This is a genomic window from Propionivibrio sp. (assembly GCF_016790145.1).
Taxonomy (GTDB): domain Bacteria; phylum Pseudomonadota; class Gammaproteobacteria; order Burkholderiales; family Rhodocyclaceae; genus Propionivibrio.
Genome location: NZ_JAEUOI010000053.1, coordinates 1 through 16,969, shown reverse-complemented (window position 1 = coordinate 16,969; position 16,969 = coordinate 1). Strand labels below are relative to the sequence as shown.

The 16,969-nt window shown below is 57.9% G+C and carries 22 protein-coding genes; 11 read left to right on the top strand and 11 right to left on the bottom strand.

The window, feature by feature from the left end; all coding sequences use genetic code 11:
- A partial coding sequence (locus JNM42_RS05410) for an alcohol dehydrogenase catalytic domain-containing protein (protein ID WP_294267359.1) occupies nucleotides 1-659 on the bottom strand: 659 nt, incomplete at its 3' end.
- Between the two features lie 292 nt (nucleotides 660-951).
- Between JNM42_RS05410 and JNM42_RS05405 the strand changes: the two genes are divergently transcribed.
- The 3 genes from JNM42_RS05405 to JNM42_RS05395 are packed head-to-tail and all read left to right on the top strand — an operon-like array spanning nucleotide 952 to nucleotide 3,268.
- Nucleotides 952-1,746, top strand: a complete 795-nt coding sequence (locus tag JNM42_RS05405; protein ID WP_294267356.1) for a transporter substrate-binding domain-containing protein — start codon at nucleotides 952-954, stop codon at nucleotides 1,744-1,746.
- Between the two features lie 21 nt (nucleotides 1,747-1,767).
- Nucleotides 1,768-2,547 (top strand): amino acid ABC transporter permease, encoded by a 780-nt coding sequence (locus JNM42_RS05400; RefSeq protein WP_294267353.1) that lies wholly within the window; start codon nucleotides 1,768-1,770, stop codon nucleotides 2,545-2,547.
- A complete protein-coding gene (locus JNM42_RS05395) occupies nucleotides 2,537-3,268 on the top strand; it encodes an amino acid ABC transporter ATP-binding protein (protein WP_294267350.1) in 732 nt (243 codons plus the stop codon). The genes JNM42_RS05400 and JNM42_RS05395 overlap by 11 nt, the downstream gene beginning before the upstream one ends.
- A 50-nt stretch (nucleotides 3,269-3,318) precedes the next feature.
- On the opposite strand, the gene JNM42_RS05390 is transcribed toward JNM42_RS05395, so the two are convergent.
- Together JNM42_RS05390 and JNM42_RS05385 are read right to left on the bottom strand one after the other, a co-directional pair.
- Complete coding sequence (locus JNM42_RS05390; protein ID WP_294267362.1) at nucleotides 3,319-3,498, bottom strand: hypothetical protein; 180 nt, start codon at nucleotides 3,496-3,498, stop codon at nucleotides 3,319-3,321.
- Nucleotides 3,438-3,578: a hypothetical protein gene (locus JNM42_RS05385; protein WP_294267347.1), complete on the bottom strand. Its 141-nt coding sequence runs from the start codon at nucleotides 3,576-3,578 to the stop codon at nucleotides 3,438-3,440. The genes JNM42_RS05390 and JNM42_RS05385 overlap by 61 nt, the downstream gene beginning before the upstream one ends.
- A 268-nt stretch (nucleotides 3,579-3,846) precedes the next feature.
- Between JNM42_RS05385 and JNM42_RS05380 the strand changes: the two genes are divergently transcribed.
- Nucleotides 3,847-4,428: a DJ-1/PfpI family protein gene (locus tag JNM42_RS05380; protein WP_294267343.1), complete on the top strand. Its 582-nt coding sequence runs from the start codon at nucleotides 3,847-3,849 to the stop codon at nucleotides 4,426-4,428.
- Between the two features lie 342 nt (nucleotides 4,429-4,770).
- Nucleotides 4,771-5,178 (top strand): ribbon-helix-helix domain-containing protein, encoded by a 408-nt coding sequence (locus JNM42_RS05375; protein ID WP_294267341.1) that lies wholly within the window; start codon nucleotides 4,771-4,773, stop codon nucleotides 5,176-5,178.
- Between the two features lie 187 nt (nucleotides 5,179-5,365).
- Here the strand turns inward: JNM42_RS05375 and JNM42_RS05370 are convergent, their stop codons facing one another.
- The 3 genes from JNM42_RS05370 to JNM42_RS05360 all read right to left on the bottom strand — a co-directional run bounded on the left by JNM42_RS05370 (nucleotide 5,366) and on the right by JNM42_RS05360 (nucleotide 8,689).
- Nucleotides 5,366-6,436 (bottom strand): asparaginase, encoded by a 1,071-nt coding sequence (locus JNM42_RS05370; protein WP_294267338.1) that lies wholly within the window; start codon nucleotides 6,434-6,436, stop codon nucleotides 5,366-5,368.
- A 627-nt stretch (nucleotides 6,437-7,063) separates the two neighbouring features.
- Nucleotides 7,064-7,393, bottom strand: coding sequence for a DHCW motif cupin fold protein (locus JNM42_RS05365; RefSeq protein WP_294267336.1), 330 nt, complete (start codon nucleotides 7,391-7,393; stop codon nucleotides 7,064-7,066).
- A gap of 24 nt (nucleotides 7,394-7,417) precedes the next feature.
- The gene (locus JNM42_RS05360) at nucleotides 7,418-8,689 is read right to left on the bottom strand and encodes a hypothetical protein (protein ID WP_294267333.1); all 1,272 of its coding nucleotides are present in this window, start codon (nucleotides 8,687-8,689) and stop codon (nucleotides 7,418-7,420) included.
- Nucleotides 8,690-8,733: 44 nt separating this feature from the next.
- Here JNM42_RS05360 and JNM42_RS05355 point away from each other — a divergent pair, with 44 nt between their 5' ends.
- Genes JNM42_RS05355 through JNM42_RS05345 form a run of 3 tightly spaced genes read left to right on the top strand, consistent with a single transcriptional unit; the run spans nucleotide 8,734 to nucleotide 10,831 of the window.
- The gene (locus tag JNM42_RS05355; RefSeq protein WP_294267328.1) at nucleotides 8,734-9,051 is read left to right on the top strand and encodes a hypothetical protein; all 318 of its coding nucleotides are present in this window, start codon (nucleotides 8,734-8,736) and stop codon (nucleotides 9,049-9,051) included.
- A 35-nt stretch (nucleotides 9,052-9,086) separates the two neighbouring features.
- Complete coding sequence (locus JNM42_RS05350; protein WP_294267325.1) at nucleotides 9,087-9,956, top strand: neutral zinc metallopeptidase; 870 nt, start codon at nucleotides 9,087-9,089, stop codon at nucleotides 9,954-9,956.
- Between the two features lie 17 nt (nucleotides 9,957-9,973).
- Nucleotides 9,974-10,831, top strand: a complete 858-nt coding sequence (locus tag JNM42_RS05345) for a peptidoglycan DD-metalloendopeptidase family protein (RefSeq protein ID WP_294267322.1) — start codon at nucleotides 9,974-9,976, stop codon at nucleotides 10,829-10,831.
- On the opposite strand, the gene JNM42_RS05340 is transcribed toward JNM42_RS05345, so the two are convergent.
- Nucleotides 10,828-11,547, bottom strand: a complete 720-nt coding sequence (locus JNM42_RS05340) for a pseudouridine synthase (protein WP_294267319.1) — start codon at nucleotides 11,545-11,547, stop codon at nucleotides 10,828-10,830. The two genes, JNM42_RS05345 and JNM42_RS05340, sit on opposite strands and share 4 nt — an antisense overlap.
- Here JNM42_RS05340 and JNM42_RS05335 point away from each other — a divergent pair.
- Nucleotides 11,540-11,797 (top strand): hypothetical protein, encoded by a 258-nt coding sequence (locus JNM42_RS05335; RefSeq protein WP_294267317.1) that lies wholly within the window; start codon nucleotides 11,540-11,542, stop codon nucleotides 11,795-11,797. The two genes, JNM42_RS05340 and JNM42_RS05335, sit on opposite strands and share 8 nt — an antisense overlap.
- 41 nt (nucleotides 11,798-11,838) lie before the next feature.
- Here the strand turns inward: JNM42_RS05335 and JNM42_RS05330 are convergent, their stop codons facing one another.
- A complete protein-coding gene (locus tag JNM42_RS05330) occupies nucleotides 11,839-12,183 on the bottom strand; it encodes an FKBP-type peptidyl-prolyl cis-trans isomerase (protein WP_294267314.1) in 345 nt (114 codons plus the stop codon).
- A gap of 353 nt (nucleotides 12,184-12,536) precedes the next feature.
- Between JNM42_RS05330 and JNM42_RS05325 the strand changes: the two genes are divergently transcribed.
- Both JNM42_RS05325 and tcdA read left to right on the top strand, forming a co-directional pair.
- A complete protein-coding gene (locus tag JNM42_RS05325) occupies nucleotides 12,537-13,646 on the top strand; it encodes an HD domain-containing phosphohydrolase (RefSeq protein WP_294267310.1) in 1,110 nt (369 codons plus the stop codon).
- Nucleotides 13,643-14,440: a tRNA cyclic N6-threonylcarbamoyladenosine(37) synthase TcdA gene (gene tcdA / locus JNM42_RS05320; protein ID WP_294267308.1), complete on the top strand. Its 798-nt coding sequence runs from the start codon at nucleotides 13,643-13,645 to the stop codon at nucleotides 14,438-14,440. The genes JNM42_RS05325 and tcdA overlap by 4 nt, the downstream gene beginning before the upstream one ends.
- A gap of 7 nt (nucleotides 14,441-14,447) precedes the next feature.
- Here tcdA and JNM42_RS05315 read toward each other — a convergent pair whose 3' ends face one another.
- Genes JNM42_RS05315 through JNM42_RS05305 form a run of 3 tightly spaced genes read right to left on the bottom strand, consistent with a single transcriptional unit; the run spans nucleotide 14,448 to nucleotide 16,767 of the window.
- A complete protein-coding gene (locus JNM42_RS05315) occupies nucleotides 14,448-15,392 on the bottom strand; it encodes an MBL fold metallo-hydrolase (protein WP_294267305.1) in 945 nt (314 codons plus the stop codon).
- Between the two features lie 40 nt (nucleotides 15,393-15,432).
- Entirely contained in the window at nucleotides 15,433-15,984 is a 552-nt protein-coding gene (gene msrA, locus JNM42_RS05310; RefSeq protein ID WP_294267302.1) for a peptide-methionine (S)-S-oxide reductase MsrA, read from the bottom strand.
- A 27-nt stretch (nucleotides 15,985-16,011) separates the two neighbouring features.
- Nucleotides 16,012-16,767, bottom strand: a complete 756-nt coding sequence (locus tag JNM42_RS05305; protein ID WP_294267300.1) for a DUF2189 domain-containing protein — start codon at nucleotides 16,765-16,767, stop codon at nucleotides 16,012-16,014.
- Nucleotides 16,768-16,969 lie beyond the last annotated feature (202 nt).

Below are 16,969 nucleotides of genomic sequence, written 5' to 3'. Positions count from 1 at the left end.
TTGATGTCAACACCGATGATCCTGTCGGCACCGACCATCTTCGCCCCCTGAATCACATTGAGGCCGATGCCGCCGAGGCCGAATACCACGACATTGGCACCGGCTTCGACCCGGGCCGTGAAAATCACCGCGCCGATACCGGTGGTAACGCCGCAGCCGATATAGCAGACCTTGTCGAAGGGCGCGTCGCGGCGAATCTTGGCCAGCGCAATTTCCGGGGCAACGGTGTAGTTGCTGAAGGTCGAGGTGCCCATGTAGTGAAAGATGGGCTGACCGTCGAGGCTGAACCGGCTGCTACCGTCGGGCATCAGCCCTTTGCCCTGGGTGCTGCGAATGCTCTGGCACAGATTCGTCTTGCGGCTCAGGCAGAACTTGCACTGGCGGCATTCCGGCGTATACAGCGGGATCACGTGGTCGCCCTTTTGCAGCGTGGTGACGCCCGACCCGATATCCACAACGACACCGGCACCTTCATGCCCGAGTATCGCCGGGAAGAGGCCTTCCGGATCGGCGCCCGAGAGAGTGTAATAGTCCGTGTGGCAAATGCCCGTAGCCTTGATTTCGACGAGCACTTCGCCGAATTGCGGGCCCTGCAGGTCAACATTTTCGATAGTCAGTGGGGCGCCGGGTTTCCAGGCGACGGCAGCTTTCGTTTTCATGGTGATGTTCACTCCGGAGTTGCGACTTTATGACTATAAGGATATTTCTGCATAAGACAATGACTAATAATCGCAGAATCAAACCTGGCACCTGGCGACGGCGCGTATCTGGTTTGCATTTCCTGCAGTTGAAGAACGATGCCCTGCCAGGCGCGCTATGAATTCAGGGGCGCGATGCGGCTTTATCGCGGTGATGGGTTCGACATGTTCACTACGAACGGGTTATTGAGTTAGGCTTGGCTAAGCGATGCCCAGGCATCGGTGTATTTACGGGCTCGAAGGGGATTCTGAGATGAAATTCAAGCACTTATTGTTGTTGTCGGCTCTGGTCGGCTTCCTGACTGCCGCGAGCGTTGTTCCGGCAGCAGAGACGGCCAGGCCACTGGTCGTCGGCATGGAGCTGGCCTATCCACCGTTCGAGATGACCGACCCCAACGGAAAACCCTCCGGTATCAGCGTCGACCTGGCGACGGATCTGGCGAAAAGTCTTGGACGACCTGTGATCATCCAGAACACGGCATTCGACGGACTGATCTCGGCGCTCAAGACCGGCAAGGTCGATCTGGTTATTTCCTCGATGACCGCGACGGCCGAGCGGGAAAAATCGATCGATTTTTCCGATCCCTACCTGTCGACCGGTCTCTGCCTGCTCTTGAAAAAGGATTCTGCTGCACAGAGCATTGCCGACCTCGACAAGGCCGGGGTGAAGGTGGCGGTAAAAAAGGGGACGACGGGCCATCTCTACGCAAGCAGCAGACTGAAAAATGCCGAAATCCTGGTGCTCGACAAGGAGTCGGCCGCCGTTCTGGAAGTGACACAGGGGAAGGCCGACGCCTTCATTTACGACCAGATGTCGACCTACCAGAACTGGCAACGCAACAAGGACACGACGCGGGCCTTGCTTGAGCCGTTTCAAAAGGAATCTTGGGCAGTTGGCCTGCGCAAGGGTAATGATGAACTCAGGAACAAGGTCAATCTGTTCATCAAGGCGTACCGCGAAAAGGGCGGCTTTGAGCAACTCGGAGACCGGCACCTGAAAGAGATGAAGGGTGAGTTCAAACGCCTGGGCTATTCCTTTTTTCTATGATCGAGAAGCTGGGGGAATACCTTGGACTCTTTTGTAACGCAGAAACTCGGGCGACCTGTCGGGCTGGCCGCCATGATTTTTTCATGGGGCCTGGTGGCCTTGCTGAGCACAGCGCTCTTCAGCTTTGCCTTCAGCCAACTGCACTACGGCTGGAACTGGGAGGCCATCTGGCAGTACCGGAATAAGTTCCTGCAAGGATGGTTGATGACTTTGGCAATTTCAGCGGCGTCCTTGCTGGTCAGCCTGATTATCGGGCTGCTTGCCGCCCTGGCGCGACGCTCGGCTTTTCTGCCGGTGCGCTACTCGGCTGTGCTCTATGTTGAAATAGTCCGCGGCACGCCTCTGCTGGTGCAGATCCTGATCCTGTTCTATGTCGTAGCCAACGCGTTTGGCATGGAGAACCGCTATCTCGTAGGGGTGCTTGCCCTGTCTCTTTTCGCCGGGGCCTACCTGGCCGAGATGATACGTTCGGGCATTGAAAGCATTCGTGATTCGCAACTGGAATCGGCGCGGGCCATCGGACTGACGCGCGGGCAGACCTACCACTATGTCATCTTTCCTCAGCTCGTACGCCAGCTTGCACCGCCGTTGACCGGACAGTTTGCCTCGATCATCAAGGACTCGTCACTGTTATCGATCATTGCCGTCAGCGAGTTCACCCTGAACGCCCAGGAGGTGAACGCATTCACCTACAGCACCCTGGAAAGTTACCTTCCGCTGGCGCTCGGCTATCTGCTACTGACGCTTCCGATATCGCTGCTAAGCCGCGTAATGGAACGGAGATTCCACTTTGCGACTTGAGTTTGGTGCGATCAGCAAACAATTTGGCAATCATCAGGCGCTGTGCGATGTGAGCCTGTCGGTTCCGGAGTTCCAGTCACTGGCCATCATCGGCCCGTCCGGAGGCGGCAAGACGACGCTGTTGCGCATTATCGCCGGCCTTGAAATACCGGAATCGGGGCACCTGAGCATCGACGGCCAGCGGGTGAATTTTTCTGAAGAATTCCTGCTCTCGCACCGCCGCAGCATCGGTACGGTCTTCCAGGCCTACAACCTGTTTCCACATTTGACTGCGCGGGAGAACGTTATTCTTCCGCTCGTTAAAGTTCACGGTCGGTCAACGGACGAGGCACACGCCGTTGTCGAGGCCCTGTTCGAACGATTTGAACTATCACGTCATGCCGACCAGCGACCGGCCGAACTCTCCGGCGGCCAACAGCAACGCGTGGCCATTGTCCGGGCGATCGCCATCAAACCGCGTTTTCTAATTTTTGACGAACCGACGTCCGCCCTCGATCCGGAGATGACCGCCGAAGTACTCGACTTCATTGCAGAACTGCGCGGTGAAGGGCGCGACCTGATCATCGTCACGCACAATATGGGTTTTGCCCGGGAAGTATCCGATCACTGCCTGTTTATTGCAGAGGGCCATGTACTGGAGGAGGGGCGTTCAGCAGAACTGTTCAGCAAACCACAGCATCCCCAGCTGGTAAATTTCCTCGCCAAGGTTCTCCGCTACTGATCGCGATGGATCAACGGGGCCATTGATTTTGAGCAACGCAGCTCGGCAGTTCAATAGACCGCCGGAATGAACAGTTCCTCGGTTACGGGATGGCGGATATAGTCCGGGTTATGAACGCGTTCCGGCAGGATGACCGGTTCCCTTCCGATTTCGTCGTAGGGAACCTGAGTCAGGAAGTGATGGATGCAATTGAGGCGGGCTTTCTGTCTACCGCCTCGACAATCCGCCACGGGGCTTCGGGAATGTGCGTTCGCGCCAGCATGATTTCCTTGGCCTTGGTGTAGAGCTCCCAGCGGCGGCATGATTCCATGTCCAGCGGGCTCAGTTTCCATCGCTGGGGAGGGTCATGGATGCGCATCTTTAAAGGGATCGAAGTCGGATCGAAGTCATTTGATGTTTGGTGCCCTGTTTTTTAAATGACTGGGTTCCCAATGGCACTGCCTTAGGCCTTCAAAATCAGATATTTCCATTTTTCGACAAGCACTTGGAAATCAACCGATGTAACAACCCGGTACCACCACGGATGGTACGACACGCCCACAATCGGTCTTCCGTTCAACAAACCAGAGGAGACCGACATGGCAGCGAAAAAGATTCTGATGATTTGTGGTGACTACTGTGAAGACTACGAGACCATGGTGCCCTTTCAGGCCCTGCTGGCTGTGGGCCACACGGTACACGCGGTGTGCCCGGACAAAAAGGCGGGTGACAGCATCAAGACTGCCATCCACGATTTCGAAGGCGCGCAGACCTACAGCGAGAAACCCGGTCACAACTTTACGCTCAACGCCACGTTTGCCGACATCCGGTCGCAGGACTATGACGCCCTGCTGCTGCCCGGCGGTCGTGGCCCCGAGTACCTGCGCACCTACCCGGCGGTGGTTGCCATGGTCAAACACTTTTTCGACAGCAACAAGCCCGTAGCCGCCATCTGCCACGCCGCCCAGTTGCTGGCGGGGGCCGAAGTGCTGAAAGGCCGCACCTGCTCGGCCTACCCGGCCTGCCGCGTTGAGGTGGAATGCGCCGGCGGCACCTACGCCGACATTGCCATCGACGCTGCCCACACCGACGGCAACCTGGTCACGGCACCGGCCTGGCCTGCTCACCCGGCATGGATTGCTCAGTTTCTGGCGGTTTTGGGAACGACGATCACCCACTGACCGAGAGCCTGCGAAAAAATCGTTACTTCCTGATTTCCACGCTCGTCACCCCGGCACACCCCATGGCCCAAGGCCACGTCGGGAGTGTTTAAGCCATAGGCCCTTTCACAGTCGGTGCAGAAACCGGGGTCCAGCTCGTTTATCCGATTGTAATATGGATATCGGAGAAAGCTACTGGATTCCGGCTTGCGCCGGAATGACGGCTTGGGAGGTGTTTTCCGTAGATCTACAGCCTCTGAGGCGGCTCGGGCTGCCACGGTGCACCTGGCAGTGCGTGTCCATTGACGCGCGGCGGCAAGAGCCGCATCATGGCAAATCCGAAGATCGAGCAGGAGCCATAGCATGTGCCAGGTTTTTATCGGCGCCGATCCGCGCCTGTACGAATACCGCGTGCGCTCCGTGCGCCTGCACGGCGTGGCAACCAGCATACGGCTGGAGAACCTGTTCTGGAATGTTCTGGCCGACATTGCCAGCCGCGACGGCATGCGCGTTCCCCAACTGTGCACCAGACTCTACGACGAACTGGTGCAGGAGCATGGCAAGGTCGACAACTTTGCCTCTTTCCTCCGCGTCTGCTGTGGCCGGTATCTGGCCTTGCAGCTATCGGGAGGCATCCCGCAGGACGCCAGCATTCCCATCGGCAGCCTCAACGCCCAGCGCGTGCTGGCCACCGAGCGTAGCGGGAGCGCCTTACCGTTTGTGCCCTATACGCTTGCACCGGGCGTAGACACACAGAGTCGGGTGGCCTAGCAGCATCCTTCAGGAATTGCGCCCTGCAAACAACAGGTTGAGCACAGCGGGGAGTCGATCTAAACCTTGGCCGAGGTCCCTGGCTTAAGTCAGTGCCATGGCACTACGGGTTCCGGGTTCATGATCTGAAACACGGAAGGGACGAAAAGCCGGCTTCGGCCGCACGTCCCTTAGAGCTCATCGGAAATCAGTATTCCCAAAAAATCCGCTGCAGTTCCTTGCTCTCGTTGGTCGACGTCAGCGCCACCGTGGCCAGGATACGCGCCTTTTGCGGGTTGAGGTCATGGGCGACGATCCAGTCGTATTTGTCGTCAGGCTGCTCGGCATTGCGCAATACGAAACCGCCGGCATTGACGTGGGATGAGCGGATGATCTGGATGCCCTTGCCGCGCATTTCCTGGAGAACGGGAACCAGGGGGCCGGCGACCGAACCGTTGCCCGGGCCGGCATGAATAATGGCTTTGGCGCCGGAATTGGCGAAAGCACGGTAAGCTGTGTCGCTGACATTGCCCCCGGCGTAGGTGATTTCAACCAGAGGCAGCGCGTCGATTTTCTCGATATCGAACTCGGAGTTCATGGTGTGGCGCTTGTCCAGTTTTCGGAACCAGTAGTTTTTTCCTTCCACGACCATACCGAGCGGGCCCCACGGACTCTTGAACGCTTCGACCTTGATGTTGATCGACTTGGAGACGTCGCGGCCGCTGTTGATTTCGTCATTCATCACGACCAGCACGCCCTTGCCGCGCGCGTCCTTGCTGCCGGCGACGGCAACGGCGCTGTACAGATTGAGCATGCCGTCGGCCGACATGGCGGTGCCCGGACGCATCGAAGCGACGAGGACGATCGGTTTCTCGGTGTGCACGACCAGATTCAGGAAGTAGGCCGTTTCTTCAGTTGTATCGGTGCCGTGGGTGATCACGATGCCATCGACGTCGCCCTGTTTGGCCAGCGCCGCAACGCGCTTGCCGAGTGTCAGCAGGTTGGCGTTGGTGAAGCTTTCCGAAGCGATCTGGAAGACCTGCTCACCACGCACGGTAGCGATGTTGCTCAACTGCGGAATGCCGGCGATCAGCTTGTCCACCGGCACCTTGGCCGCCTGATAGGTGGCGCTATTGGTGACGTCGACACCGGCACCGGCGATGGTGCCACCCGTTGCCAGAATGACGACGTTCGGCTTGCTCTGAGCGATCGACGTTCCGCCGAAAAGCACGGCCGAAACGACGACCAGTGCCCAGCGCATTACTGTTTTCTTCAACATGGGTAAATCCTTTCTGTTGAGTTACGAAAAAATCAACGTGGTGTGCGGTCGGGACGGAAGTCCTTGGCCTGACTCGCCTGCCATGCCAGTGCTATACGATCACGGCTGATCCTTGCACGCGTAGATTGCCATGGCTTCGATCGTCCAAGCTGCTCATTTGAGAACCTGATCAGCCATGAAGTTCAACTCCACGTCCCGAGGCTGAGCCCTCGCGTTCATTCCTGAGCAGATCAAGGGGGTTTGAGCCATAGTCCCTTTCACCATCGGGGAAAAATCCGGAATCAATAAAGGACGGCTGGTCAGTTTTGACCCTGAAGCATCTGATCACATCGACAAGCGCGATGCCAGCTATATGATCTTCAAAATGCCTTTCGAAAGTGTGGTCTGACGGTCTCATCCTCGGGCTTATGTAGCGCTCCACATATGGACGATGAGCACTCATCAATCCCGCTGAACCAGGCGGTAGCAGTACCTCGCATAGTGGACCTTCAAGACCTCGCAGGCTGAACAAATCTTCGGGTCGCATTGCTGTCGTTCCCATCCAAGCCAGGTAATGGATCAAGTTTCTGCTGATGAAGACATAGCGGGTGGGCACTTGCAAGTGTTGCCGACACTGTGCAGTTTCGCTCAATCAACGATGAAAAGCCTTGCTCCAAGTGCCGTCGATGAACGATGGGGTTCCGCGTTATCTGCAACCTGGTAGCTCACTCCCGGTTTAAGCGTGAATTTTCGGCCATCTTCGAGTTCAGTGATGAGTTCGCCCTCGATGCATAGCAGGATGTGGCCTTTGACGCACCAGTGATCTGCGAGATAACCCGGTGTGTACTCGACCATGCGCACCCGGATATCGCCAAAATGCCTAGTTCGCCAGTAAGCCAGCCCGCTTTCACCTGGGTGCTCGGTGGCTTCAACCTGAGACCAGTCGGTGGTACCAAAGGGTAGAGATGATATTTGCATATGCACTCCTTTGCCTGGATACGTCTAAATGCCTGGGGTTGCTGCCGATTCTACCGGCGTCAGCCAGTGCACCATCTGCCGGGTCACCTCGGGGCTGCTCAGCAACGCGAGGTGGTTCATGCGAAAGAATATCCTTTGCGACGCTTGCGCAAAGATCAGCGTTCGCCGCGCGTCGTGATGTTGTCCAAGTGCGCTGTGCAGCGGCACCAATCCATCACCGATCAGGCGCTCGGCCAGTTTGCTGCGCCTGGCGGCGGTGGTCGCCGCCGCGCTGTAGCAGGCCACACCCTCAGGCAGGGGCAGCGGCTGACGGGTGTCGGATTTGCCGTGAAAGCGGTCATGGCCCTGCCAGTCTTCGTCCAGCACATTGCCATGGCGAAGGTCGGTAATGCCAGCGCTGCGCAGCTTGCCGAGCCTGGCGAAAGGCGATGTGTAGGGGGTGCTGCCGAGGAGGGCGTCTACCCGGTTACCGGCCCGTTCCAGCGGTGAACCATGGTGTGGCACGCCCAGGAAGACAATGTTTTTCAGATGCTGAGGCCAGTGCAGGCTGTCGTGCCTGGCGTAGTGGACAGCGCTGCGGATCAGCAAGCCGCCCATGCTGTGCGCCACCACGGTGATTTCTTCAATGGGCAGCGGCCAGTGTGTGGCCAGTTCCTGCAAAAGGGCTGACAATTCGCGCCCATTCTGCGAGGTGTGCAAGCCTGAGTTGTAGCGCAGATAGACGGGGGTGTAACCCAGGGTCGAGGCCAGTGTTGCGCCATGGTCGACGAGCTGCCCGTGGTGCTCTGTGCGCCACTGCAAGTCGTTCATGCACAAGCCGTGAATGAGCAGCAGTACCTTGCCGGTGGCCTCGGGCATCGCTGGCAGCGCCTGCCAGTTCAGCACTTCACCCTGATAGCGCAAAGTCATCGGGATGGCGAAGGGGTTGTTGTTGGCGAGCAGGCGGTCGCCCATCACGCCATTGAGTACGGCAAGCACCGCTTCGCGCTGGGGCGTTGCGGGTTTGCCCTCAGCGGCCGATTCAAGCCGTGGTTGCAAGCTGACGAGCAGCGAGTCCACGCCTTTGCCCAGCAATTGCGTGGCGATATCTATGCTCCTATAGACCAGACCGGTGATACCGCCGGTTTGCCCCGGCGCCTTGCCGCCGGGCACGCCGAGGGTGTTCCAGATCGACTGGTGCACGCCTTCGACGATCCGCGTCACGCCGAGGGTGGCCTGCGTTGCCAGTTGGGCCAGGCCACGGATGTCCGAGGTGCGCAAGTGCTTGAGTTTGGTTTTAGCGGCTGGTTTGTGCATTTGCCGCTAGATTAACTCATTCGTGGTCTCCGGAATCGGTGTTATTGGATTTCGGGCTTGAAGCCTGGGCGCATGCGGCGGAGAATACGGCCTACTGTATTCAAACCAGAGAGGAACAAATGGCTGGCGGTGGATGGGGTTGCCCGCACGAAGTGAGTGGGGCATGCGGTAAGGTGCACAACCTGCCGTGCGATCCCGGCATGAAAGGCTGCGAACTTTACGGGCGTTACACGTTCTTTGACGGCAACAAGAACAAGCGCCTGGAGCAGAAGCAGGCGCGCGCGGCATTGGTTGTGTCGGAGCCGGACGGCAACCCGACCGGAGTAATGAATAATTCCCGCAAAGCAAAAAACGGCTGTTAGCATTTGCTACCCGGTACCAAGTAAAGAGATGACCCATGCGACTCGATGACCAGAATGAAAGCGATAACGTTGAAGACCGGCGCGGCTCGGGTGGAGGTGGAATGGGCGGCATCGGGCGCGGTGGCCTGGGGATCGGCACCATTGTCGTTGCCATCGCCGCCAGCTATTTTTTCGGCATCGACCCCTCGGTAATCCTTGGCCTCGCCTCGAACATTCAAGGCCAGTCGCCGCCGCAAGTGAGTGCACACAAGCCGCCCGCCAACGACGAGATGGGACGCTTTGTCTCGAAGATACTGGCCAGTACCGAAACTACGTGGACGCAGGTTTTTCAGGAAGGCGGGTCGCGCTACCAGGAGCCGAAGCTGGTGCTCTTCAGCGGGGCAACGCCAACGGCCTGCGGCACCGGGCAGTCGGCAATGGGGCCGTTTTATTGCCCCGGCGATCAAAAAGTGTACATTGACCTCTCCTTCTACCGCGACCTGAAGGACCGCTTCCGCGCGCCGGGTGAGTTCGCGCAAGCCTACGTGATCGCCCACGAAGTCGGCCACCATGTGCAGAACCTGCTTGGCATATCAGGCAAGGTGCATCAGGCACAACAAGGCGCCAGCAAAGCCAGGGCGAATGATCTATCGGTCCGCCTTGAATTGCAGGCCGACTGTTTGGCCGGGGTATGGGGAAACCGCGCCGATGCGGCCAGGCACATCATCGAACCCGGCGAGATCGGACAGGCACTGACCGCCGCGTCGGCCATCGGCGACGACCGGCTGCAACAACAATCGCAAGGCCGCATCGTTCCGGAATCCTTCACCCACGGCACCTCCGAACAGCGCATGCGCTGGTTCAAGCGGGGCATGGATAGCGGCGATCTGCGCCAGTGCGACACCTTCAAGGCGGCATCGCTGTAAGGCAGGAACCCCACCCAATGATCTGTTTTGCATGGATTACCTCCCGGCGGCTGGCGGCGGCTTTGTTGTTTCTGGCTTTGCCGGGCATTGCCCTCGCCCTGCCGAGAGCGTCTAGCGTTCCCGGCGGCATCGCGCTGATCACACTGGGCGTCGTTTCGGGCAGCACCGGCCCGCCTCGCGCCTGGTTCGGCGAGCAGCGCGTTCTGGTGACGAGCGCAGACGGACACTGGGTCGCCGTGCTTGGCCTCGCGCTTGATCTGCCGCCCGGCCGCCATCAACTGCGCGTCAATGTCGGGGGCGAAGAGAAGATCCTGCCATTCGTGGTCAGTGCCAAGAACTACCCCGAGCAACGCATCACGCTGAAGGACTCGAGCAAGGTGAACCTGTCGCCGGCCGACGAGGCGCGCGCTGTCAGCGAGATCGCAGTCATCCAGGAGTTGAAGCGGCACTGGCGCGATGTGGACGACACCGACAGCAACTTCCTGCAGCCTGCCGAAGGGCGTCTGGCCAGCCGCTTCGGCCTGCGCCGCATCTTCAATGGCGAGCCGCGCTCGCCGCATTCCGGCCTCGACGTCGCCGTGCCGCGCGGCACCCCGATCAAGGCCAGCGCGCAGGGCCGGGTGCTGGCGGTCGATGACTATTTCTTCAACGGGAATACCGTGTTCATCGATCACGGCAACGGGCTGATCAGCATGTACTGCCACCTTGACCGCATCGACGTACAGGCCGGCGATTCAGTCGCCCAGGGTCAGCACATCGGACGTTCAGGAATGACCGGACGCGCCAGCGGCCCGCACCTGCACTGGAGCGTGGTGCTCAACGGCGTGATGGTCGATCCGGAGTTGTTCATTGCGGCGAGCAGGCGCGTTCGCTAAAACGACTCGTCGTCGCGCAAAAACCGCCACTGCCCGAGCGGCAAATCCCCCAGCTTGACCTTGCCGATGCGAACCCGCTTGAGACCGACCGCGCGCAGGCCGACCAGTTCGCACATGCGACGGATTTGCCGCTTGCGCCCTTCGTTGAGGACAAAGCGAAGCTGGTCCTCGTTGAGCCATTCGACCCTGGCCGGCTTGAGCTTCCTGTCGTCGAGGCTGAGTCCATGATTCAACAGTGCCAGCCCCCTGGCATCGAGCCGACCTTCGACACGCACCAGATATTCCTTGTCGACGCTCGTGTTCTCACCGATCAACTGGCGCGCTATCCGACCATCCTGGGTCAGCACGAGCAGGCCGGTGGAGTCGATATCGAGTCGCCCGGCCGGCGCCAGACCCTTCAGGTGTGAGGCATGGAAGCGCGGTGTATCGGCGGTGCAGTATTGATTTTCCGGCAGCACCAGCGTAACGGCCGGTTTGAAGCCCGGTTCCGGCTGCCCTGAGACATAACCGACCGGCTTGTGCAGCAGGATGGTCATCTGCTGTAGTTGCGCCGCGCGTGCGCCCTTGTCCAGCTTGATTGTTGCGGAGGGATCGGCACGCGTGCCGAGTTCGGTAATGCGCTCACCATTGACGAAAACCCAGCCACGCTCGATGTAGGTATCTGCTTCGCGCCGTGAGCACAGGCCGCGTTCGGCCATCAGTTTGGAGATGCGCACACCACTCTGCGGCGCTTTGCTGGGCGTGGTTGTGATGGCCGGCGCAGACGGCGGAAGGGCAAGGAGCCTGGACTTCGGTACGACGGGCGCGCGTGAGGGAGTTCCACGCGGCTTTTGTTGCGGCTGGTTTTTTACCGGCGGTGATGTGCTGATTGTGAGCTCGCTGGCCGCGCCACGCTTGATGCTTGGCCTGCCACCACGCACTGGCCTGCGGCCCGTGCCGGCCACACTTGCTTCAGCCCTGGCCTGACCAGGCAAACCCAATGTTTTTCGGGTCGTAGTGGTCATCAATCAATTGATGTCGAGCAGTTCAACTTCAAACACCAGTGTGGCATTGGGCGGAATCACGCCTCCGGCACCGCGGGCGCCATAGCCGAGTTGAGGTGGAATGGTCAGCTTGCGCACGCCGCCGACGCGCATGCCTTGCACGCCTTCATCCCAGCCGGCAATGACATTGCGCTGGCCGAGCGGGAATTCGAAGGGTTCGTCGCGATCCTTGCTCGAATCAAATTTATTACCATTGGTCAGCCAGCCGGTGTAGTGAACACTGACAAACTGGCCGGTTTTGGCGGTCTCGCCGTCGCCTACCTTGATTTCTTCAATCTGCAGACCGGAGTCGGTTGTGGTGATGGACATCTTTCTTCCTCCTGAATTGGAAAGGTGGAGTGTAGACCAGCCAGGCTTTTGCGACCAGTTTAATGCGCACCGTGATGGCGAAAAAAGGCATGTGCTAACGGGAATGGAGTTGGCGCCACTCTAGAATATGCAATTCACTGCCCTGCCCGTTGCCCTCCCTTGCTGGGCGCATTCCGGCTTGGCAACCAGAGTCGTTCGAATGGCACGGAGCATGCTCCGCGAATTCCCAATCTCGCCCCCCGACCTCTCCCAGTGGGCGATGGGTGGTGCGAGAAACACAAGCGACTTTCAAGCTAACCCTCGTTCCGGCTTTCAGCTAAACTTGATGCAATACAAACCTGCAGAGAGACTTAATGGATATTCGCTCGATCATTGCCCCCGTGATTCTGGATAAATTGGCTCTCGAAGAGTTTATTGAATCACTTCGCGACCAGGCGCCAAGCATTGAACGCGATATCGCCCGCCTGAAGAGCACGCCAGGCGACCGCGAAGTCATCAGCAGACTATTCCGCTCGATACACAATATCAAGGGCGATGCAGCACTGTGCAAAGTCGATCTTGCGGTAGCCATTGTGCATCCGATCGAATCCGTTCTTGCGCGTTTACGTAGCGACGAAATCGCTTTCAGTGAAGTGATTGCAGAAGCCGTTCTGCTCGCTATCGACCGGCTTGAATTGGCGGCGGCAGGGCTGTTCTCGGGCAAATCTCTCGATAGCCTGCGCCTGCTGGCACTGGTGCAGGGGCTAGAAAAACTTGCGTTGGCGAGCGCACCCGATATGGACGAGTATGCCTGCGAGTTGATCGAAGCCGTCACCGGTTTTCGGCCCGCCGCCGAAGCTTCAAATCTTTTGCGCGGTCGCGCCTCATCCATTTCCGGCAATTCAAAATCGCAGGCGGCAGAAGATCTTCGTTTCTTCCGTACGCTGGCTGATCAGCTTGAGGCGCGCTCCCTCCTGTTCAAGGGACGCACCCTGCGTTTGCTTCGCCTGTCCATGGAAGCCAATCAAATGATGGGCAAGGTGGTTGATCCGATGCAGCTGGAGGCGGCCATTTACATGCACGACATTGGCATGATGTTTCTGCCGGAGTCGGTATGGTTGAAGCTCGAGCGCATGACAACAGACGAAAAACTCATTCTTCGCGCTCATCCCGGTTACGCCGCCGGAATTCTCTCGCGCATGGACGGCTGGAACAGAGCCGCCGAAATGGTGGAACAACACCATGAAATGCCAGATGGCGAGGGTTACCCCTTGGGCATCAAGGCGAAGGAGATTTGTGAGGGGGCAAAAATCCTGGCAATTGTGGACGCCTTTGAAGCGGTCATGCTGAAGCATGTCAATCGTGGCAGGAACCGCTCCTTGTTGCGTGCCATTGCCGAGATCAATGCCTGCGACAATCAGTTTGCGCCGGAGTGGATTGAGCCCTTCAATCAGGTCATCCGGCGTTCGCTTGAGGCCCGATGATCGAGACTTCAGGTGATCACTTGGCCGATCCGGCGCGGCGTTTCGGCGGTATACAAAGGCTCTACGGTGCCGATGCGCTGGCGCGCTTTCAGGCAGCGCATGTTTGTGTTGTCGGCATCGGCGGCGTAGGTTCATGGGCAGTGGAAGCGCTGGCCCGTTCGGCCATCGGCCAGCTCACGCTGATCGACCTCGACATGGTGGCTGAATCGAACGTCAATCGGCAGATCCAGGCGCTCGGCGATGCGTTTGGAAAAGCCAAGACGGATGCCATGGCTGAACGCATTCTGGCGATCAATCCGGCTTGCCAGGTTAGCAGGATCGAGGATTTCGTTTCTCCGGACAATCTGGTTCCGTTGCTCGACAAGGGCTTCGACTACGTGATCGATGCCATCGATCAGGTGCGTACCAAGGCCGCAATGATCGCCTGGTGCAAAGCTCGCGAGTTACCCCTGATCACGGCCGGCAGTGCCGGCGGACAGATCGACCCGACACGAATAGAAATCACTGATCTGGCGCGCACCGTTCAGGATCCGCTGCTTTCAAAGGTACGCTCGCTGCTGCGCAAGGAGTATGGCTTTACCCGCGAGCCAAAAAAGAAATTCGGCGTTCCGGCAGTATTTTCAGGCGAAGCGTTGCGCTATCCGGAAAATGACACCGCATGCGATGAAGCGCCGGTTCTGACCGGCCTCAACTGCGCCGGCTTTGGCTCTTCTGTGTGCGTCACGGCAACTTTCGGACTGTTCGCTGCGAGCGCAGTCCTGAAGTATCTGGCAATCGAAAGAAACGTTGCTTGAGCAACATCTACTTCTCGGTATCAACCCACACACCGAGGCCCTGAGCGTTCAGTTCGAGATCGCCGTCAAAAATCTCCAGAATCCCGGAGACCGGTAGTCTGCAGCCAAAGCGACTGGTTTCATTCAGAAGCAGTTGCTCAAGTCCCTCACGAATTCTGGCATGCCGTTCCGCACCCGCGTTTTTCTCACGCCTGGCAATGGCGACGTGAGCGTCAACCAGACGGTGCAGTTCAAGGGCTTTAGCCGCGGTATCCCGGATCTGACTGAAATGGGTGAGATAGATTGCGTCTGGCTGATAACTCATGAGTAAATCAATCGACGCATGCATGGCTACAGGGTCAAACTGAACAGGCGTCGTCGTCGGGAAAATAAATTGGCGAGCGTCGGTGTCGAGTTCGCGGTACGACAGACCGAAAATATCCCCGGTAAAGATGTGCCCGGTCTTCTTGTCGACCAGCGCAATGTGATGTCTGGCGTGCCCCGGCGTATCGAGGCAACAAAGTTGTCGTCCGGCCAGATCGACATTCAGGCCATGCGTCGCCTCGATAATCCGGCGTGCATCGATCGGCAGCACCTCGCCGTACAAGCGGCGCACCTCTTCCTGGCCATAGACGGCCGCCGCGCCTTCGATCAGCCGGGTCGGGTCGGCCATGTGTCGCGCGCCACGCGGATGAACGACCAGGTGTGCATTCGGAAAGGTTTGCATCATCACGCCCGCACCACCCGCATGATCGAGATGAATGTGAGTCGGGATGACATAGTCGACGTTCCCCGGCACAAGGCCGAGTTCATCGAGTGCTGCCATGACATTCGGCAATGAGTCGTTGCAACCGGTGTCAACGAATGCAGCCCGACCATTTTCTACGATCAGGTGAATAGCCGCCAGTTGCGGACGAATATAGTCCGCATCGATAGCAAAAATGCCGTGTTCATAACGAATCAGCTTGCGCATGGATAATCCGAAAGTGAAGCCTCTAAGAAGTACCGCCTGGTCACGATTTCGTTCTGATCCGCGAACTGAATTTTTTGCGAAACTTGGCAAGCTTCGGTGCGACGACCACCTGACAGTAACCCTGATCGGGGTTGTTGCTGAAATAGTGCTGGTGATAATCCTCCGCAACGAAGAAGCGTTCTTCAGGGCGCACTTCGGTTACTACCGGCTTCCCCCAGATTTTTTCATTTTCCAGCTCACGAATTAGCGCGTCAGCCGTTTCTTTCTGTGCCGCAGAATGATAGAAAATAACAGAACGATATTGGGTTCCAATATCATTTCCCTGCCGATTGGGCGTGGTCGGATCGTGAATCACAAAAAATATTTCTAGCAGATCCCTATAGCTGATCCGGGCCGGGTCGAATGCGATGCGAACCACCTCAGCGTGTCCGCTGTGGCCCTCGCAAACCGATCGATACGAGGGATTGTCGGTTTGCCCTCCACAGTAACCCGAGACGACCGACTCAACCCCGGTCACCTGTTCGAACACGGCCTCCAGGCACCAGAAGCAGCCGCCTCCCAGTGTTGCAGACTCTCGATTGTTTTCCGACATAACAAATCTCCGAACGGGGCAAACTTTTCAGACTGAATATTCGGGAAAAATCTCCCGATAGAGGGTATGGCTCGCAAAAGCGAGCACGGGAAAAGTCAGCAGGAAGAGCGGGAAGATCAGAATGCTGGCGATGATAGTCACCGACAAAATCATTGCCCACAACAGGCAGGTTGCAAGATTTGCAAACACGGCGGTGACACTCAAAAATACCGCCTGAACAAGTCCGGCACGACGATAGTAAAGAAGAGGTACCGAGAAAGCTGAAATCGAAAAAATAACGAATGCCAGAACAGCACCGAGCAGGGAACTCCAAAGCAGGAAAGAAAGGATATTTTCCGAAGGAGAAAAAAGCATCAGAAGCGAGGCCGGGACGCGCCCGACCGTAAAACCGTAGAGTGCCGCTACATCGGTGACCCAAATCATGAAAAGCAGCGTACATACAAATGCGATAACCAGCATTTCAGGTGAGGTGCGGGAAAATCCACTGACGATATCCGAAAATGTACAGGTTTCCTTGCGCGCGATGCGATCCGCCATTGCGAAAAACCCCGAGAGCAGCAGCGGGCCAACCAGCATGAAGCCTCCCGCCAGCGGGAAAATCATCGGCGCGAAGCTGGCCCGTTCAATTCCGAAAAGAATCAGTATGCCGATAAGCGCGAAAATCATCGCGTAAGTGACACTCAGTGGCCGCGTAATCAAAAACATTTCCCAGCCACGTTTTATCGCCCTGAAAAGCGAATCGAACGTCAGACGAGCAAAGGCAGGAGCATTATTTTCAGTCATACAATCTCCGATTCAACTGCGGCATTTTGACAGAATTGACCGGGGATGGCATAACCTTCATTACAAAGCACGAAGCCCTCGCCGCTGTAGGGCGGGGAGGGCTTGTGGTTTTGGGGAGCCTGGCGGTGACCTACTTTCGCACACGTAGTATGCACTATCATCGGCGCGACTTCGTTTCACGGTCCTGTTCGAGATGGGAAGG

Excerpts from the sequence above, each read along its gene's own strand:
- JNM42_RS05405 (WP_294267356.1), top strand. The coding sequence starts at position 952 with ATGAAATTCAAGCACTTATTGTTGTTGTCGGCTCTGGTCGGCTTCCTG.
- JNM42_RS05385 (WP_294267347.1), bottom strand. The coding sequence starts at position 3,578 with ATGGAATCATGCCGCCGCTGGGAGCTCTACACCAAGGCCAAGGAAATC.
- JNM42_RS05380 (WP_294267343.1), top strand. The coding sequence starts at position 3,847 with ATGGCAGCGAAAAAGATTCTGATGATTTGTGGTGACTACTGTGAAGAC.
- JNM42_RS05375 (WP_294267341.1), top strand. The coding sequence starts at position 4,771 with ATGTGCCAGGTTTTTATCGGCGCCGATCCGCGCCTGTACGAATACCGC.
- JNM42_RS05370 (WP_294267338.1), bottom strand. The coding sequence starts at position 6,436 with ATGTTGAAGAAAACAGTAATGCGCTGGGCACTGGTCGTCGTTTCGGCC.
- JNM42_RS05365 (WP_294267336.1), bottom strand. The coding sequence starts at position 7,393 with ATGCAAATATCATCTCTACCCTTTGGTACCACCGACTGGTCTCAGGTT.
- JNM42_RS05360 (WP_294267333.1), bottom strand. The coding sequence starts at position 8,689 with ATGCACAAACCAGCCGCTAAAACCAAACTCAAGCACTTGCGCACCTCG.
- JNM42_RS05350 (WP_294267325.1), top strand. The coding sequence starts at position 9,087 with ATGCGACTCGATGACCAGAATGAAAGCGATAACGTTGAAGACCGGCGC.
- JNM42_RS05345 (WP_294267322.1), top strand. The coding sequence starts at position 9,974 with ATGATCTGTTTTGCATGGATTACCTCCCGGCGGCTGGCGGCGGCTTTG.
- JNM42_RS05335 (WP_294267317.1), top strand. The coding sequence starts at position 11,540 with ATGCGCACACCACTCTGCGGCGCTTTGCTGGGCGTGGTTGTGATGGCC.
- JNM42_RS05330 (WP_294267314.1), bottom strand. The coding sequence starts at position 12,183 with ATGTCCATCACCACAACCGACTCCGGTCTGCAGATTGAAGAAATCAAG.
- JNM42_RS05325 (WP_294267310.1), top strand. The coding sequence starts at position 12,537 with ATGGATATTCGCTCGATCATTGCCCCCGTGATTCTGGATAAATTGGCT.
- tcdA (WP_294267308.1), top strand. The coding sequence starts at position 13,643 with ATGATCGAGACTTCAGGTGATCACTTGGCCGATCCGGCGCGGCGTTTC.
- JNM42_RS05315 (WP_294267305.1), bottom strand. The coding sequence starts at position 15,392 with ATGCGCAAGCTGATTCGTTATGAACACGGCATTTTTGCTATCGATGCG.
- msrA (WP_294267302.1), bottom strand. The coding sequence starts at position 15,984 with ATGTCGGAAAACAATCGAGAGTCTGCAACACTGGGAGGCGGCTGCTTC.
- JNM42_RS05305 (WP_294267300.1), bottom strand. The coding sequence starts at position 16,767 with ATGACTGAAAATAATGCTCCTGCCTTTGCTCGTCTGACGTTCGATTCG.